The sequence below is a fragment of the Pseudomonas rhodesiae genome (genome assembly GCF_007858255.1).
In the GTDB taxonomy this organism is placed as follows: domain Bacteria; phylum Pseudomonadota; class Gammaproteobacteria; order Pseudomonadales; family Pseudomonadaceae; genus Aquipseudomonas; species Aquipseudomonas rhodesiae.
Genome location: NZ_VFEU01000016.1, coordinates 64,022 through 82,113, shown reverse-complemented (window position 1 = coordinate 82,113; position 18,092 = coordinate 64,022). Strand labels below are relative to the sequence as shown.

Annotated in this window: 11 protein-coding genes and 1 pseudogene; 4 read left to right on the top strand and 8 right to left on the bottom strand. The window is 60.3% G+C overall.

Annotated elements, in window-relative coordinates:
* Position 1: 1 nt before the first annotated feature.
* A complete protein-coding gene (locus FIV35_RS20685) occupies positions 2-808 on the bottom strand; it encodes a pyrroline-5-carboxylate reductase family protein (RefSeq protein ID WP_080761446.1) in 807 nt (268 codons plus the stop codon).
* 162 nt (positions 809-970) lie between these two features.
* The gene (gene hglS / locus FIV35_RS20680) at positions 971-2,347 is read right to left on the bottom strand and encodes a 2-oxoadipate dioxygenase/decarboxylase HglS (protein ID WP_034138409.1); all 1,377 of its coding nucleotides are present in this window, start codon (positions 2,345-2,347) and stop codon (positions 971-973) included.
* A 196-nt stretch (positions 2,348-2,543) separates the two neighbouring features.
* Between hglS and FIV35_RS20675 the strand changes: the two genes are divergently transcribed.
* Complete coding sequence (locus tag FIV35_RS20675) at positions 2,544-5,174, top strand: MGH1-like glycoside hydrolase domain-containing protein (protein ID WP_173668938.1); 2,631 nt, start codon at positions 2,544-2,546, stop codon at positions 5,172-5,174.
* Positions 5,175-5,264: 90 nt separating this feature from the next.
* On the opposite strand, the gene FIV35_RS20670 is transcribed toward FIV35_RS20675, so the two are convergent.
* The 4 genes from FIV35_RS20670 to FIV35_RS20655 all read right to left on the bottom strand — a co-directional run bounded on the left by FIV35_RS20670 (position 5,265) and on the right by FIV35_RS20655 (position 12,907).
* Positions 5,265-5,579 carry an SCP2 sterol-binding domain-containing protein gene (locus FIV35_RS20670; protein WP_034098342.1) on the bottom strand — a complete coding sequence of 105 codons (315 nt, stop codon included), beginning with the start codon at positions 5,577-5,579 and terminating at the stop codon, positions 5,265-5,267.
* Between the two features lie 56 nt (positions 5,580-5,635).
* Entirely contained in the window at positions 5,636-6,346 is a 711-nt protein-coding gene (locus FIV35_RS20665) for a histidine phosphatase family protein (protein WP_034098340.1), read from the bottom strand.
* 147 nt (positions 6,347-6,493) lie between these two features.
* Positions 6,494-11,176 (bottom strand): hemagglutinin repeat-containing protein, encoded by a 4,683-nt coding sequence (locus tag FIV35_RS20660; protein ID WP_052198966.1) that lies wholly within the window; start codon positions 11,174-11,176, stop codon positions 6,494-6,496.
* 33 nt (positions 11,177-11,209) lie between these two features.
* Entirely contained in the window at positions 11,210-12,907 is a 1,698-nt protein-coding gene (locus tag FIV35_RS20655; protein ID WP_080761445.1) for a ShlB/FhaC/HecB family hemolysin secretion/activation protein, read from the bottom strand.
* A gap of 212 nt (positions 12,908-13,119) precedes the next feature.
* Here FIV35_RS20655 and sohB point away from each other — a divergent pair, with 212 nt between their 5' ends.
* Both sohB and FIV35_RS20645 read left to right on the top strand, forming a co-directional pair.
* Positions 13,120-14,145, top strand: coding sequence for a protease SohB (gene sohB / locus FIV35_RS20650; RefSeq protein ID WP_034138408.1), 1,026 nt, complete (start codon positions 13,120-13,122; stop codon positions 14,143-14,145).
* Between the two features lie 583 nt (positions 14,146-14,728).
* A complete protein-coding gene (locus FIV35_RS20645; protein WP_034138407.1) occupies positions 14,729-16,297 on the top strand; it encodes a TerC family protein in 1,569 nt (522 codons plus the stop codon).
* A 52-nt stretch (positions 16,298-16,349) separates the two neighbouring features.
* Here the strand turns inward: FIV35_RS20645 and FIV35_RS20640 are convergent.
* Together FIV35_RS20640 and FIV35_RS20635 are read right to left on the bottom strand one after the other, a co-directional pair.
* Positions 16,350-16,607: pseudogene (locus FIV35_RS20640) on the bottom strand (thioredoxin family protein); the annotation flags it as partial.
* Positions 16,608-16,681: 74 nt separating this feature from the next.
* Positions 16,682-16,930 carry a hypothetical protein gene (locus tag FIV35_RS20635; RefSeq protein WP_034138406.1) on the bottom strand — a complete coding sequence of 83 codons (249 nt, stop codon included), beginning with the start codon at positions 16,928-16,930 and terminating at the stop codon, positions 16,682-16,684.
* A 304-nt stretch (positions 16,931-17,234) separates the two neighbouring features.
* On the opposite strand from FIV35_RS20635, the gene FIV35_RS20630 reads away from it, so the two are divergent.
* Entirely contained in the window at positions 17,235-18,083 is an 849-nt protein-coding gene (locus FIV35_RS20630; protein WP_034138405.1) for a transporter substrate-binding protein, read from the top strand.
* Positions 18,084-18,092: the final 9 nt, after the last annotated feature.

Genomic DNA, 18,092 nt, shown 5'->3' with positions numbered 1-18,092 from the left:
TTTACGTGCTCCTTCCCAGGGTCGCTGATCGCGCGCAAGCAGTCTTCAATCCATCGATAATAGTTTTTTTAATCTGGTTTTTTTCGAAAATGTTAACTGCTTGTTGTGTAGTTCCCCCAGGTGTCATCACTCTTTCGCAGAGCTTAATTGGATCGTCCTGAGCTAGTTTTAGTAGTCTGGAGGTGCCGCTCATTAATTGAGCTGTAATTAGCAGAGCGCTTGCTTTTTCGAAACCGCTACTAATTGCGTACTCGTAAAGGGCTGCTGCAAAAAATGAAAGGTATGCCGGCCCGCCCCCGACTAAAGCAGTGGCGCTATGCATCAGCTTTTCGTTTTGAATGAAAAGTAGTAAGCCAAGCCCCGAAAGAAGATTTTTGACTTTTTTACTATTGCTCTGGGTTACAGAAGCTGCTGCCAATACAATCGTGACGCCTTCATTCTCGGCACAAGCAAGATTTGGCATTGCACGAAATACCTGTGAGCAATTCAATCGGTCTGTAAGTTCGGATATACACGTCCCGGCCATCACTGAAATTATGATGCCTTTGTATTTTTTTATATGAGGGTTTATTTCCAAGAAACTTGAAAAGTCTTGAGGTGTCGTTGCTAGGAATAAAACCTCCGACGCAATGGGGTTTGGCAATATTTCTATCGCAGTGATGCCGCCATTGATGATTGACGCTCGGCGAACGGCATCGGGTTCAATTGCTAATATCGAGCTTTCTGGGTTGGCGCGTCGCAATCCAAGTGCGATGGCGCTGCCCATATGACCCGCTCCTACAACTATAATTTTTTTCAACGCTTCCATGGTTTTTTCTATCCGGAACGATGAGTGCTGTGTTTTGAGCTTCGTCCCGTATAGAAAATTTATCAAATTGTGAGGGTCCTAAAATCATGTAGTCCCTTTCTCATGGCCAAGCGGGATAGCAAAAATTTAGAGTTCGAAGAGTTCCAGAGGCGAGCAACTAAATCAGCCCAGCAACTCCCGCATACACTCATCCACCGACCGCTGTTGTGTCTCCCCATACAACTTCAATTCATCAATCGTCGGGCTGCCGAGGGCTTTTTCGAATTCAGCCTGGTTTGAGTTGGTTGTGTAGTGGCTTTGCGCAGCGTCCCCCAGGTTTGACTGGAAGATCCCCGCCGCGCTGACCGGCAGAAAGTCCTCGTACACCAGCGGTTCCACATCGATATGGCCTGCGTCGATCAGCTCCGGCAGGGTGCGGGGTTGTGCGGGGTTGCCGCGTGCCGCCAGGCCTTGGGCAGTGGCTAAGTAGCGGAAGTAGGCCAGGCCCTGTTCGCGTAGTTGCGCGTAGGTGTCGGGGAACGCCTGGAAATGGTGCGCCATCAGTTGACCATAGCGCGCGGCGTTCGCCTCGTTGGGGAACGCCCCCAGTTCATCGCGGGCGGCGTTCAGCAGTCGGTCATACAGCGCGCGGCCCTTGGGCGTGAGTGCGACGCCGCGTTGCTCGATTTCGCCGAAACGTGCGCTGTGGCTGCCTTGGGCGTCGGTGAACGCGATGGGTTCGTCGAGGGCTTTGAAGCTGGTCTGGCGCAGCAGGATCGGACACTGGCGGGGTGGCGGGCCTTCGATGACGGCCTTGGGTGTGATGCCTTTGCCGGGCATCGCCGCTTGCACCTGGTCGATGTCCAGCGTGCGCGGAGTGAGATGGTTGATATGCGGGCCTTTGAAGGCCACCACGTCGGCGATCAGGCGGTGTTGGTCACTGAGTTGCTGGTACTGCGCGGCGGTGACGGTCGCGGTGTGGTGCCAGCGGAAGGTTTCCAGGGCTTGTCGGATAAATTCGTCGGCATCCTCGGCGTTCAGGCCACCGTCTCGCTCCGCTTGTTCGATCAGCGCCAGGGCGCCCGGGGTGAAGATCGAGCGCTTGGCCAAGGCGTTTTCGGCGAAGGCGCGCAGGTCGGGATTTTCGATCAGTTCCAGGCGCAGCAGCGAGGTGAACACGCGGAACGGGCTGGTTTGCAGCGCGCTTTCATGCACCGCACGAAATGCCGTGGAGTGCACCGGCACGCCCGCCGGCGTCAGGTCGTAATAGCCCACTGGCTGCATGCCCATAACCGCGAACAAACGGCGGATGGTTGCCAGCTCGGCAGCCGTGCCCAGGCGAATCGCGCCGTGGCGTTCCATATCCAGGCGTTGGATCTCGCCGGTGCGCTGCAGGTGCTGTGCCAGCCGCGGATCAGCCTCCAGCGTCTGCGCGTTGACCTGCGCCACCAGCTCCATCAGCGCGCCATACAGCGGGACTTCAGCGCGGTACATCTCGGACATGGCCTTGGAAAAACCCTTGCGGATCTCGTCGGGGCTGACTTGGGCGCTGGCTGGCATAGAAAAATTCCTGATGACAATGAAAGAGGGCGTGGCCGTTGCCCGGATTTTGTTGAGCCCCGAGACGGCTTGCAAACGAAGAATCCTCTGGACTTCATTCTGCAAACGAATGAGTCAAGGTAAAACCGAGTTCATGTGCATTGATACGGGGATGGGTTCTACACTGGCCGCCAACCAGTGCCTGATGGAGGGTTGGATGACCGCATCTATTCTGCAAACGATCGAGGGCCAGCGCCTGGTGGGTGAGGGCGCCGATGCCTGGCGCGTGTGGGGCCCGTATTTAAGTGAGCGCCAGTGGGGCACGGTACGAGAGGACTACAGTGCCGACGGCGATGCCTGGCGCTTCTTTCCCCATGATCACGCACGTAGCCGCGCTTATCGCTGGGGCGAAGATGGTCTGGCCGGGTTCAGCGACAAGGCGCAGCATTGGTGCCTGGGCCTGGCGCTATGGAACGAGCGCGACCCGATCATCAAGGAGCGTCTTTTCGGCCTGAACAACGCTGAAGGCAACCACGGGGAGGACGTCAAGGAACTGTACTTCTTCGTCGATGGCGTGCCGAGTCATGCCTACATGCGCATGCTCTACAAGTACCCGCATGCAGCGTTCCCCTATGATGATTTGGTCGCCGAGAGCGCCCGACGAGGCTTGGGCGATGCCGAGTATGAAATCCTCGATACCGGGGTGTTCGAGGACAACCGTTATTGCGATGTCAGCGTCGAATACGCCAAGCACCAGCCAGACGATATTTTCATGCGCGTCATCGTGCATAACCGCTCGCCGCAGCCGACGCGCCTGCAGGTGCTGCCTCAGTTGTGGGCGCGCAATGACTGGAGCTGGACCTTCGATGCACCCAAGCCACGGTTGAGCCTGGACGGCGAGCAGGTGTTGGCGCGTCATCCTGCATTGCCGGATCGCTGGCTCAGCGCCTGGGGCCACGACGGGCTGGAGTGGCTGTTCTGTGAAAACGAGAGCAACACCACTCGCCTCGACGGGCAGCCAGCATCGGGGCCGTTCAAGGATGGCATCAACGATTACGTGGTGAACGCGGCGCATTCGGCGATTCGTCGCGACGCCGGCACCAAGGTCGCCGCGCGTTTCATCCTCGATCTGCCAGGCCTGGCGAGCCAGACCCTGTACCTGCGCTTCGCCCCCGTGGAAGCGCCCCAGGTCCACGCCCGCAAACTGTTCGAACAGCGCCGCCGGGAAGCGGATGACTTTTACGCGGCATTGCAACACGGCATCAGCGACGCAGACGCGCGCAATGTGCAGCGCCAGGCCCTGGCAGGGTTGCTTTGGTCCAAACAGCTGTACTACTTCGACGTCAACCAATGGCTCGACGGCGATCCCACCCAACCTGCACCGCCACCCGAGCGTTTGCACCTGCGCAATAGCCATTGGCGGCACCTGTCCAATTTCGACATCCTGACCATGCCCGACACTTGGGAATACCCCTGGTATGCCTCCTGGGACCAAGGGTTCCAGGCCGTTGCCATGGCGTTGATTGATCCGGGGTATGCCAAGCACCAGTTGTTACTGCTGGTCAAAGATCGCTTTATGCATCCCAACGGCCAATTGCCGGCGTACGAATGGCGTTTCGACGATGCCAACCCACCGGTCCATGGGTGGGCCAGTTGGCGCGTGTATCAGCAGGACAAGGCGCTGACCGGTATCGGTGATTTGGACTTTCTTGAACGGATTTTCCACAAGCTGCTGTTGAATTTTTCCTGGTGGGTCAACCGCAAGGACGCTGAGGGGCGCAATCTGTTCCAGGGCGGCTTCCTGGGCCTGGATAACATCGCCCTGTTCGATCGCTCGGCGGCGATGCCGCCTGGCTATCAGCTCGATCAGGCCGACGGCACGGCGTGGGTGGCGGCCTATGCGCTGGATTTGATGCGTATCGCTCTGGAGTTGGCCAAGCGCAATGCCGTGTATGTGGATATTGCGGTGAAATTTTTCGAGCATTTCTTGTATATCGCCGGTGCCATCAACCGGGTCGACGATAGCGAGGAAGGCCTATGGGATGAGCAGGACCTGTTCTTCTACGATGTGCTGCGTCGCCCAGACGGCCAGAACGAACCGGTACGCCTGCGCTCCATCGTCGGCCTGATGCCGCTGTTTGCCGTGCTGGTGTTGGAGCAACGCGAGCATGAAGGTTTGCCTGGGCTACGCGAACGCCTGCTGGGGTTTATGCACCACCGGCCCGATTTGGCCGCACTGGTATCGCGCTGGAACGAGCCGGGACAGGGCAATCGCCTGTTGCTGGCGCTGCTGCGTGGCGAACGGACCAAGGATCTGCTGCGGCGCATGCTGGCTGACGACGAGTTTCTTTCAACGTTTGGCGTGCGCTCACTATCCAAGGCGTTCGCGGACCAACCCCTGGCACTGAAGATAAATGGCGATACGTTGTGCGCGCGTTACCAGCCGGGTGAATCCGACTCGCGGCTGTACGGCGGTAATTCCAATTGGCGCGGGCCGTTGTGGATGCCCATCAACTACATGCTGATCGAGTCGCTGCGCGAATTCGAGCGTTATTATGCCGATCACTTTTCGGTGGAGTACCCGGCGGGCAGCGGTTATCTGGCGTCACTGGGAGAAGTGGCCGACGGCCTCAGCCAGCGGTTGACTCGCTTGTTTCTATTGGATGAAAACGGGTCACGCCCGTCGATGGCGGGGTATGCGCAGTTGGAGGCTGATCCCCTCAGCCGTGAGCTGGTGTTGTTTCACGAATATTTCCATGGCGAAACCGGCCGCGGCCTGGGCGCGTCACACCAAACCGGGTGGAGTGCATTGGTGGCGTTGTTATTAAGTGTTGCGCCGAAGGCTTGAGGGGAATAAGGCCGATATCCGGTTAGTCGGAGGCCGCCAGGGTGAACGAAAAATCCCGCCGGGTGGCGGGATTCTTTGAGCATCGACTTATCAGGCCGGAAACAGTTCGCTCAGCTTCATCGCCAGCATCATGTCGCCTTCGGTGCGCAGCTTGCCGCCCATGAACGCCTGCATGCCGTCGGTGGTGCCGTCGACGATGCCTTCCAGCGTGTCGCTGTCCATCACCAGGGTGACTTGGGCGTCTGGGTTTTCGCCTTCTTTGAGTTCGCAGGTCTTGTCTTTGACCACCAGGGAGAAGTTCTTGGTGTCGTCGATGCGGAAACCGAACACCAGGTCCAAGCCTTCGGCAGCGCTTGGGTTGAATTTGGCTTTCATTGCTTCTACAGCTTTGGCTACGTCAGTCATGGTTTCGATCCTTAAGGGTGGAGTCCAGTGACCTTGGGGTCACGGTTGGCCGCGGTTCATCGGAAGGTGATGAGCTGCGGCGCCTTCAACAGTTGCAAGTGAGTATGGCTGTTGAAGGAAGCCAGGGCCACCTCGCGACCGCGGAATTTCAGCTGGTTGAGCGAGGTGTTCACAATCTGCCAGTTCAGCTCGAAGGCTTGGGCGGCAGGGATGCGGGTAATCAGGTGGAGCAGGGCGGTGATGGTGCCGCCGGAGGTGAACACGGCGATTTTGTGGGTGTTTTCGGCTGCTTCCAGCAGACGCTGCAGGCCGCCTTGGACGCGCTCGACAAACCCCAGCCAGCTTTCCAGCCCCGGTGGGTCGTAGGTGCCGGCCAGCCAGCGTTCGATGATCAGGGCGAAGATGCGTTGGAACTCGCCGCGGTTTTGTGCGGCATTGCGCAGGATGTCCAAAGCATCGGGCTCGCTGTCGAGCAGGTCGGGGAGCAGGGCGCGGATGATGGCGTCGGCATCGAATTCGTTGAAGGCGCTGTCGGTTTCCAGGGTGGGAGTCGGCAGGCCGAGGGTGCGGTATTGATCGAACGCAGCAGTGGCGGTGTGCTGCTGGCGGCGCAGGTCGCCGGCTATGCAGCGGTCGAACACCAGGCCCATGTCCGCCAGGTGGCGACCGAGCACTTGCGCTTGTTCCACGCCGATGGGGGACAGCACGTCATAGTCGTCTGCACCGAAGGAGGCCTGGCCATGTCGAATCAAATAGATGCTGCCCACGTCCGTTCACCCGGTACGTTGAAAGTCTGGCGAGGTTATGAGGATGCCGGGGAGCTGTCAATGGAAAAACATACGCTTGTTTTAAAAGCGTGTTGGAGCAACTGAGCAAGGCCCCTGTGCACAGGGGCCTGGATGTTTTTAACGCGCTTATTGATCGACTCCGCTGACCAGGTGTTGGCCTTGATCGTGGCCGCCGGTAAGCAACAGGCCCAAGTTGAAATGCTCATCGCGCTGGCTTTGCGGGTCACGGGGGTTATTGAACGCTGCGTAGAGCGCTGTGCCCAGTTGCTGGGGCGAGGTCGAGGCGTTGAGCGAGAAATCCGTGCGGGTGTCGCGGCCTTGAATGTCGCGGCCAGTGATCTTCGCCTCGCCCAGTGCCACGCGGCCATGGCTGGAGGCGATGCGCGCGCCGGTCAGGTCGACTGCGCCGCCCACATGCAGCGTTACCCCGTCGCCGCCGTTGATGCCGGACGCCTCGGCGACCGTGTTATTGCTGAACCAGCTGAAGTCCCCCAGCAGTGTGGGTGTGGTGTCGCGGTAGGCCGGATTTTGAAACAGCAGGTTCTTCAACGTGGACGACCCCGTGGCCGCGCCAGTACCAGCCTGGGTCGCGGTTGAGCCACCGACCTTGCTGATCAGCTTGTCCTTGAGCGTGCGCGCCTTGTCGGCCGTTTTTTCGTAAAGGTTCTTTCCGGCGGTCTTGAGCTTGCCCGACCACGGCCCGCCGGCCACGCTGAGCTTATCGACCGCGCCCGCCGGGTTCTTTTCCGTGGTCAATTGCGCGTCGACCTGCACCTTCAAGCCTTGCACCTGATCCTGCCGGCTCTGCACCACCAAGTCGCCGTCGATTGTGCCGCTGACTTCGCGCGCCGTGACGGTGGCCCCCAGCAACTGCGTGTCGCCGCGGCTGTCGAGTTGAATGCGATCGGCCCGCAGGCGGGTATTGTCGTGGGTCTGACTGCTGAGTTGGTCCACGCCGCCCTTGGCGCGCGCGAACAGGCCGGAACCGTTATTGGCCGGGTCCGTACTGCGGGTGCCGCTCACACCCAGGCCGCCGGCGATAGTGCGGTTGTTGCGGTGCTCGTTGGAGACCGCAGACTCCAGCACCAAGTCGCCGCCGGTGGCCGCCAGCTCAAACGCCTGGGCCTGGCCCTGCACTCCTTGCAGGCGCACATGATCGGCCTGGATACGCACGGTGCCCGCGCTATCGAGCGTGCCACCGCGCTGCAACACGCTGTGTTCGTCGATGTCAGCCAGGCTGAACTGGGCACCGGCGCTGCCGCTTTTGCTGCTGGATGTGTCAGCCTGGGTCGCTTTGGCACTGACGCGAGCCCCGCCGCCGATCCCGTCGCCATTGGCCGTGTGGGTATCGACCCCGGCCAGGAACTCAAAGCGGTTTCCGGCGGTGAGGCGAATATCGCCGCTGTTGGACGTGCCGACCTTGGCGCCGTGCAGGGTCAGGTCCTGCCCGGCGTCGATTTCGATCACGCCGTCGGCGATCAAATCGGCACCGCGGCCTTGGGAGTCTTCGACGCTCAAGTCGGATTTATCCAACTGGAAGCCCGCGTTGGCTTTCTTGCTGGTGCCTGGGCTGCTGCCCAGTTCAACCCAGCCGAAACCGCTCAAGGTGCCTTCGCCGGAACCCTGCCAGTCGCGGGCTTGGTTGAAGGTCAGCGAACCGGCGGCCTGAATCTTTAAATCACCGCGTCCCGCGTCGAAGCGGCTGCCTTCATAGCGGCCGTCGCTGCCCAGCTGCACACTGATGCCGCGTTTGCCCTCGATGCTGCCTGGCACTGCGGTACGGGTGGTGTTACCCAGGTCGAAACTGCCGCCTACGCCCAGAACCCGCGCATTCAGGTCGCGGCCGGTGGTGGTGTACAGCCGTAGCGAAACGTCGGTGTCGGTGCCCTTGTCCTGTTGCCAGCTGCTGTTCTCGGCTGCGTTGAAGGTATGGCTGTCGGCCTTGATCGACACGCCGCCCTCGGTGGCCGTGTAGCGTGTGCCGGTATCGGTCAATGCACCCGCGACCTGCACGTTGACGGTGGCACCTTCGAAGGTGCTGACCACCGCTGTGGTGCCTCCGCTCTCGGCGCGGGTGTTCAGCACATTGACGGCCAGGTCGACGCCCAGGTTGGGTGGTTCAATCGCATCGAGCACCGAGGGTTGATAGAACTTGCTCTGATCCACCCCTTCGACCAGTTTCTGCACCGGGCGGGTGAGGTCTTTGTATTCGATGTTGCTGCCGATACTGGCGGTCCAGCCCTTGACCTGCTCGGTTTCGACGGTGCTGTTGGAGACCGCGCGGTTCTCCACGCTGCCGGCGCTGAGGGTGAGGTTTTTGTCAGCCTTGACCTGCGCGGCCTCGGTCAACAGCGTGCCCTGGCCCTTGTCGGCAACCAGATTCAGATCGCCGGCGCTGCTCAGATGGCTCGATTTGACGGTGGTGGAGGCGCTGCTTGTCATCACCTCTTCCTGGCCGACCTTGTAACCGCCGCCGGCTCGATCCATGCCGCCGGTGACAAAGTGGCCAAGGCCGAAGGTATCGGTTTCACTGACGCGCGTGGTCGTGTCGGCTTCGCTGAGCAGTTCGATGGCGTGGCCGGCGATGTTCAAATCGCCCTGGGTACTGCTCACGTCCGAGGCTTTGACCCGCACGGTATTTTCGGCAGTGATGTCCACCGTGGCGCCTTTGAGTTGGCTGCCTTCATGGGTGAGGCTGTCCTGGGTGGTGGTGTTGTGCTCCTGGCTATAGCCGACCCCGGCTTGAAATTGTTTCGAGCCCTTGATGCCGGGCGCCGCTTGTTTGGTCTCGGTGGCGGAAGAGGTGAACCCGTTGCGGGTGGTCTGCGTGACCGTGGTGTCGCGGCTCGTGCCCGCTAGCAAGTTGATATCGCCCGCGGCAGTCAGTTTCAACTCGGCCTTTGCTTCGACATCCGCGCCGATCACATTCAGATCACTGGCGCTTTGCAGGCGCAGGTTGCTCTGGGACTTCACCTGGCTGCGCACCAGGTTGCTGGCGTTTTTCCGCTCGTCAGTCTGGTCCTTGAATAGGCCGAACAGTTTGCTGTCGGAGCGCGACTTTTCCGAGTGCACCAGGCTTTGGCTGCCGTCGATCGTCAGCGAGCCGCTGTTGCTGATCAATACCGCGTCCTGCTGCCCCAGCACCAGGCTGCCGGTAATCAGCACATCGTCGGAGGTGACCCGCAAGGTGCCCTGGGTACTGACGCGGCTGCCGATGGATTGGTCTTCGCTGCGGTTGTCCTTGTCGTTTTTGCCGAACACGGCGCCGGAGAGCAGGTCGCCTTCGTAGTTGTTCTGCGTGCGTTGCTGGGCGGCGCGCGTGACGCCGACATTGACCTGTTTGCCGGACTCGATCGTCAGGTCCCCCTGACTCTGAACCTGGCTGCCCAGCACCGTCAGGTTCTTGCCGCTGCGTACGCTCATCGCCCCGTTGCTTGACAGGCTGCTGGCGCGGGCGGTTTCGGTGGTGCGCGAGGTGTCGTAATCCCCACGCCATAGGCCCTTGCGGTGGTTGAGGGTTTCGCGGGTGGTCTGGGAGTCGTTCAAAGCGCTAAGGCGCAGGTCTCTGCCGGCCGTGGCGTGCAGGTTGCGACCGGCGCTGGCGCTGGAGGCCGACAATTGCAGATCGCCACCGGCCTTGAGCGTCAGATCGGTGCGTGCCTTGAGCTGGGTGCCGACGTGTTCGACGTCGATCTGGGTGGTGGTCTTGTCGTAGGTTTCGGTAGTGATGAACAACACCTTCTTTTTCCAGGACTCTTGCTGTTGGCTCTGGCTTTTGCGGGTTTTGGCCTCAAGGCGCAGATGGCGTCCGGCGCTGGCGTCGATGGCACGACCCTGCACCTCAACCGCCGACAGTGTCAGATCGTTGTGGGCGGCGAGGGCGACGTCGCCGTTGGTGCTGCTGATGCGGGTGCGCACCGGCTCAGGGTTGCCGGAGATGGACAGGTTGCCGGCCGACGTCACCTTGAGATTGCCGCGCGCTGTCAGCGGCGCGGCGATCTTGACCCCGGCGCCGTCGGCGGTGCTGATAATGTTGATGCGTCCGGCCTGCATGGCGCCCAACAGCTGCGCGTCGACCGGCCGGGCGCTTGCCCGGCCGCTGCTTTCGATGACGGCGTCGGCGTAACGCAGGCGATTCTGCCCGATCAAAATGTTGAGATCGTCCCGTGCGGTGAGCGTACCGTGGGTGCTGATGCGTGGAGCGATCAGGTCGAGGGCGCCGGCGCTGTTGCTAACGCCTCGCTCGCCCACGTTGAGGGGATTGGCACTGTTGAAGGTGGTGAGGCGCTTGAGCTTGCCGTCCTCCAGTTCCGGGCTGCCCACTACAAAGCTGGCGCGCGGTGTATTGATAAAGCTGGCGCCGTTGACTGTGATGCCGTTGGGGTTGGCCAGCACGTAGTCGGCTGCGCGCCCGAACACTTCCTGCGGGCCGTTGATGTGGGAGGCCTTGCGGCTGGTTACTTCGTTGAGGATCAAGCCGGCCGCCCGGCCGCTGAACTGCGGATTGGCGGGTAACTGCCCGGCCAGTTTCGAGCGTCCCGCCGCCACCGCATTGTTCAATACCAGACCTGCGCTTTGCACGTTGTAGTCCACGAATCGATTGTGGGAAACCCCAGCCGGGTTGGGCGCGACGATGTTCAATACCGGTACATCCTTCACGGTGAAGCGCTGGGCATTGCCGCTCACCGGCACCACATCGGCGGCGAACGCCTGATGGCCATAGTGAATCGACAGCAGGCTGCAGATCACCCAACGCAGGGGGTGGGAGGGTTTGAGATGAACCGATGGAAAACGGCAATGACTAGTCATGGCTTGACCTTCTTGTTGTTATTGGGGGAGGCGTTATAAGTGCAGGCTTAACTCCATCAGCCAGAAACCTCGTTCCTTGATCGGTAGCGCGGGGCCGAACAGCCCGCGCTGGTAATCCACGTCCACTTGCCAGGTGCGGTGGTTCAAGGCCAGGCCAACGCTGGCCCCGCCTACACGCTGGATATCGGCGCCTTTGAGGTACTGGCTCCAGCCCAGGTCCACCCCCACGCGCGGGCTGATCTGCAACTGGCCCAGCAGGTGTCGGCGCAGGCTCAAGGTATTGCGCCACACCGCGCCGTTGGCGGCGGCCAGCGCAGCGAGGCGGAAGCCGCGCACCGCGTAATGGTCGGTGATCAGCAACTGTTCCAGGCTCGGCAGTGGGTCGGGGCTGTATTGCAGTGCGAGTTGGCTGTTCCACACACCGTCGGCGGTAGGGTTGTGCCGCGTGTAATCGATGTCGACGCGGTATTTATGAAATTGCGCGCGGGGCAAGTCCCGGGATTCACGCCGGCTGTCGCGGTCGGCGCCCAAGCCGTCGAGGCCCTGGGCATAGCTGATATTGGCGTTCCAGATGCCGTCCGCCAGCTTCAACAGGTTGAGACTGGCCTCGGCCACCGTCAGGCTCGGGCTCTGGATCGCCAGGTAGGTATCGGCGATGTAGCTTTGCGAGCGTTTTGTGCTCAGGCGCAGGTTGCCATTGAGCAACGTGTGCTGATCGCGCCACAGCAGGCGGTTGAGGGCGAGGCCGTATTGATGGGCCTGGCCGGTGGCGCTGACGGTCTGGCTGGGCAGGGCGATGCCATAACGGTAGTGGGCCTGGCTGGCGCTCAAGGCCAGGGTCCAGAAACCGTAGGGCAAGGTGTAGTAGATACCCTGGGAACGACTGTAGCGGTGGCTGTCGCCCAGGGAGGTACTGGCGCTGACACTGATGAAGTCATTCAGGCTCAGCGGGCTGTCGTACGCCAGATGGAGTAGCGCCGTGTGCCTTCCTGTCGACTCGGTGCCACGGTTGTTGTAGCTCGCGCTGCTGCTCAGGCGCGGCGCAGTCGAGCGCGGGCGCAGCAACAGGTGCGAGGCCCCAGGTTGCTGGCCGGGGAGTACATCCACCGTCAGATCGACTGAGCGCAGGCGGTTCAACTGATCGAGGCCCTGTTCCAGCTCGCGCAGTTGCAGCGGCCGGCCCAGCATGTCGGGGAACGCGCCGCGCAACGACACCGGTAGGTCCGGATCCGCCAGTTCGATGCTTTCGAGGTAGCCTTCTTCGATGACGATGTCGAGGCGCTGGCCATCTTCGGGAGGCTGTTTCAGGTAGGGGCGAGTGGTGATATAGCCGGCCTCGACGTACAGCGCGGTCAGTGCCGCCAACAATTGGTTGATAGGCGACGCGCCCATGCACGCGCTGAGGTGGGATTGCAGCACCGTGCGCAGGCGCGCCGGCTCGAGCAGGGTATTGCCCGTCAGGCGCAGGCCGCGTATCTGCCAGCACGGTTCGGTGGCGGACGATTGCGGGAGCGGGGCGGCGGGCTCCGATTGCACGGTGGCCTCACGCTCAAGCAGGCGCAGGCGCTGCTCGCGTTCCAGTTGCTCGCGGGTTCGACGCTCGAACTCTTGCGCACGCAGGTCGACCGGGTTGAGCTGTGCGGAGGCTGCCACGCCAGGGAGGCTGGCGCTCGACGCGATGCACAGCGCCATGAGCAGCCAGGCGCGGGTATCGAGGTGCTGGGGGCGCATCGGCGTCGCTCCTGTGTGGGTGTGTTCAACGCCGAGTTTAAAGTCGTTTTCTCCCGTATTTGCTGGGCTTCGGGTCTGAAAATGATGTGGGAATCGAACTACGCAAGTAGGACTTTGTCGCTATTTTTGTAGGATATTGGCCGGGTTAACAGTGTTAGACACGGTGGCGACAATCCCCGTAGACTGCGGCTTTCGAGCCTCATAGGTGTCTTATGGAGTTTCTTGCCGAGTACGCAAGTTTTCTAGCTAAAACCGTCACCCTGGTGGTCGCCATTCTGGTGGTGCTGATCAGCTTCGCGGCGCTGCGCAGCAAGGGGCGGCGCAAGTCCGCCGGCCAATTGCAGGTCAGCAAACTCAACGATTTTTACAAGGAGCTGCGTGAGCGCCTGGAGTCGACCCTGCTCGACAAGGATCAGCTCAAGGCCCTGCGAAAATCCGAGGGCAAGGCCGAAAAGAAGAAGGGCAAACAGAAAGCCGAGGCCAAGCCACGGGTGTTCGTGCTGGACTTTGACGGCGACATCAAAGCCTCGGCCACCGAGAGTCTGCGCCATGAAATCACCGCATTGCTCAGCCTGGCCACGCCCAAGGATGAGGTGGTGCTGCGCCTGGAAAGCGGCGGCGGCATGGTGCACAGCTATGGCCTGGCTTCGTCGCAACTGGCGCGTATCCGCCAGGCCGGCGTGCCGTTGACCGTGTGCATCGATAAGGTGGCAGCCAGCGGCGGCTACATGATGGCGTGCATTGGCGAGAAGATCATCAGCGCGCCCTTTGCCATCCTGGGTTCCATCGGTGTGGTGGCGCAGTTGCCCAACGTCAACCGCCTGCTGAAAAAGCACGATATCGACTTCGAAGTGCTCACCGCCGGCGAGTACAAGCGCACCCTCACGGTGTTTGGCGAAAATACCGAGAAGGGGCGGGAGAAATTCCAGGAAGACCTGGACATCACCCATCAACTGTTCAAGAACTTTGTTTCGCGTTATCGCCCGCAGTTGGCCATCGATGAAGTGGCGACCGGTGAGGTGTGGTTGGGTGTGGCCGCGCTGGATAAACAGTTGGTTGATGAGTTGCAGACCAGCGATGAATACCTGGCGACCAAGGCCAAGACGGCCGAGGTATTTCACCTGCACTATGCCGAGCGCAAGAGCTTGCAGGAACGCGTTGGCCTGGCGGCCAGTGGTTCGGTGGACCGCGTGTTGTTGACGTGGTGGAGCCGGTTGACTCAGCAGCGCTTCTGGTAACACCAATGTGGGAGCGGTGGCTTGCTCCCGATAGCCGTAAGTATCTAAAGGCTGATGCAAAACGCCGTGGTGAGCAGGCTTGCCCTGCGCTGGGCTGCGAAGCAGCCCTCTCCAAAAAATAGGGTTTATTTCGCACACCGAAGCGCTTGCCCCGGGTGCGGCTTTGCAGCCCAGCGCAGGGCAAGCCCGTTCACCCCAAAGAGCGCATTTTTTCAGGTTTGTTTTCATCGCAGGGTAAGTAGATGCCTATGCCCCGATAGCGGTGTATCAATCAACCTATGCGAACTTGAAGAGCGGCCATCGGGGTAAGTCCGCGTCTCACAGGGTTTACGCTTCGGGTACAGATTTTGTAATGATTTTGCGTTGTGGGAAATTCATGTTTCGAATGTAGGATTTAAGTCCTTTTCTCATTGCAGGACTTGCATGAATACCCTCTCGGAGCCCCCCAGTCGTCTTTCCCCAAGACGTTTATTGCTGCCGTTCCCGCTGAAACATCCCGTTTTTCGATTGCTGATCTTGTGCCGGTCCTACGACCGCGCGTTGCCGTGTCCGGCATTCTGAATTCAACCAAGAGACTTTATAAATGGAATGGTTAGCGGATCCAACGGCCTGGCTCGGCTTGTTGACCTTGATTGTGCTGGAATTGGTACTGGGTATCGACAACCTGGTGTTTATTGCGATTTTGGCGGATAAGCTGCCGCCGGAGCAGCGTGATCGGGCGCGGTTGATCGGTTTGTCCCTGGCCTTGCTGATGCGCCTGGGCCTGCTGGCGAGTATTTCCTGGCTGGTGACGCTGACCCAGCCGCTGTTCGAGGTGTTCGACAAGAGCTTCTCGGGCCGTGACTTGATCATGCTGTTCGGCGGCGTGTTCCTGCTGTTCAAGGCCACCATGGAATTGCATGAACGCCTTGAGGGTCACGTGGCGCAACGTTCGGGTACCGCGGCATATGCACTGTTCTGGCCGATTGTGGCGCAGATCGTCGTGCTCGATGCGGTGTTCTCCCTGGACGCGGTGATTACCGCCGTGGGCATGGTGGACGAACTGGCGGTGATGATGATCGCGGTGATCATTTCCATCGGGTTGATGATTGTCGCGAGCAAGCCGTTGACTCGCTTCGTCAACGCTCACCCTACGGTGATCATGCTGTGTCTGGGCTTCCTGATGATGATCGGCTTTGCCCTGACCGCCGAAGGCCTGGGCTTCCATATTCCGAAGGGCTACCTGTATGCGGCCATCGGTTTCTCGATTTTGATCGAGGTGTTCAACCAGGTTGCCCGTGCCCGTCGCAAGAAGTCGGCCCAAGGCGTGCTGCCGGTGCGTGAGCGCACTGCCCATGCGGTCATGCGCCTGTTGGGCGGACGCAGCCTGGCGGTGGAAGAGGTGGGTGAAGAGGTGGTCGATCTGCTGGGCGAGCCCGATGCAGCGCAAGGCCCGCTGTTTGACCGCCGTGAGCGGGTGATGATCAGCGGCGTGCTGCAGCTGGCCGAGCGACCGATCCGCAGCTTGATGACGCCGAGGGCGAAGGTCGACTTTATCGACCTGGCGGACGATCTCGAGACGATTCGCCTGAAACTGATGCATTCGTCCTACTCGCGGCTGCCGTTAATCCGCAACGGTGCCGTTGATGAGCCCTTAGGCTTCGTACACAAAAAGGAATTGCTCAAGGAATACCTGGCCGGTAACGAGCCGAACCTGGAGCACTTGGCGCGCCGGGCGATCAACCTGTTGGACAGTTTTTCGATCCTCAACGCGCTGGAGCAAATGCGCCAGCAGTCGACCCATATCGCCTTTGTGATCAACGAATTCGGCGATTTTATGGGGGTGCTGAGCATGACCGACATTCTTGAGTCCATCGCTGGCGAACTGCCGGACGCCAGCGAAATTGAAGGGCCGGATATTGTCGAGGAAGGCGCAGGCTTTCGCGCCAATGGCGCGCTGAACCTCCACCAGGTTCGCCAGCGCATCGGCTTCAACGCGGTCGCTACCGAGGATTACCAAACCTTGGCGGGACTGGTGATGAGCCTGCTCGATCGTCTACCCGTGGTGGGCGACTGCCTGGAGCATGAAGGGTGGCGTTTGACGGTGGTGGCGGTAGAAGAGCGGCGGGTGACGCAAGTGGTTTTGCAACCTTGCGGCGTGAGTAGTGTTTAAAGGTCCTGCGCACGACGCTGAGTTGCTGGGGCTCGGGCCCGAAGCCCTTGAGTTTCTCCATCAAGGTACCGCGCATATAGATCAGCAACGTCGGGGTGCCTGTTACATCAGGGTGCCTTGGCGTCTTCGCGCAATCCACCACGAGGCTGCGCACGCGCGGGTACTGTCGGGCAATTCGGTCAAATAGCGGCCCGGCCGTAACGCAGGCTGGGCAATGCTCAGAGACAAATAGAATGAATACCGGACGCTTGGTGTTCAATATCCGTTGATATTCCTGGGCATTGGCAATAGTTGCGGTGGCGTACCCCATGGCGTGAACCTCCTGGACAGAGCTGGTTTTCGCCAACGCTAAGCCGGGCCCGCTCCCGCGTCTACTGTCAACCTTTACAGGTCAGCCTCCCGTTCCGCGCGTTCCCGCGCCTTGCGTGCCTGGTTGGCGCACTTCCTGTATTCCTCGTTATCGCGAGAGGCCTTGGCGCGACGATAATCGTGATGGTTCTGACTGGTGTAATTGGCATCGAAAGACTCCTTGAGTCTGGCCAACTCCTCCTTGCATGCGCGACGATCCTCGCTGCCCAACGCATTCCCGGCCACCAACGCAAAAACTACCAGACCTACAACCCTGACCTTCATCACCACTCCCTCATCCTAAGCAGCCCCACCCCCTTCACAGCCTAGCCCCCCAGGCCCATTTTTCCACGCCCACCATCGCCCTCAATTGAGGCGTTCTCACCCAACCTGGGGCCCCGGGTAGCACTCCAGCTGCAAATGCTGGCTCATCGCCGCATAACGCTGCAGAGCTATGTGACTGATCTGCATGGTATTTCCCTTCAGCGTATGTTTTCGCTTTCGCCTATGGCACACTTTCTGCTGTCTATTCCGTTGTTACATACTAAGTTCCGGTATAGCGGAATACACAACCTCTGGAGTGCTTGTCATGCATCACCGACCTTCCGTGTTCAAAGCGTGTGTTTTTCTCTTCGTCGCATCGGCTTCCGTCGCCAGCGTTGTGCAGGCGGCGGGCAGCAAGCTCGATGATGTGCTCAAGCGTGGGCATCTGATCGTGGGTACAGGCAGTACCAATGCGCCGTGGCACTTCCAGGGAGCGGATGGCAAGTTGCAAGGGTTCGATATTGATATCGGTCGCATCGTGGCCAAAGGTCTGTTCAATGATCCGAGCAAGGTCGAGTTCGTGGTGCAATCTTCCGACGCACGGATTCCCAACCTGCTGACCGACAAGGTCGACATGAGTTGCCAGTTCATCACCGTGACCGCCAGCCGCGCGCAACAGGTGGCGTTTACCTTGCCTTACTACCGTGAAGGTGTGGGCCTGCTGCTGCCGAACAACAGCAAGTACAAGGAAATCGACGACCTGCAGGCCGCTGGCGATGGCGTTACCGTCGCCGTGCTGCAGAACGTGTACGCCGAAGAGTTGGTGCACCAGGCGCTGCCCAAGGCCAAGGTCGATCAATACGACAGCGTTGACCTGATGTACCAGGCCGTGAACTCCGGGCGCGCCGATGCCGCCGCCACCGACCAATCTTCGGTCAAATACTTGATGGTGCAAAACCCCGGCCGCTACCGCAGCCCGGCCTACGCTTGGAGTCCGCAGACCTATGCCTGCGCGGTCAAACGCGGCGATCAGGACTGGCTGAACTTCGTCAATACGGCACTGCATGAAGCCATGACCGGTGTGGAATTCCCCACCTACAAAGCCTCCTTCAAGCAATGGTTCGGCGTGGACCTGCCGGAGCCGGCGATTGGCTTCCCTGTCGAGTTCAAGTGACGTTTGAAA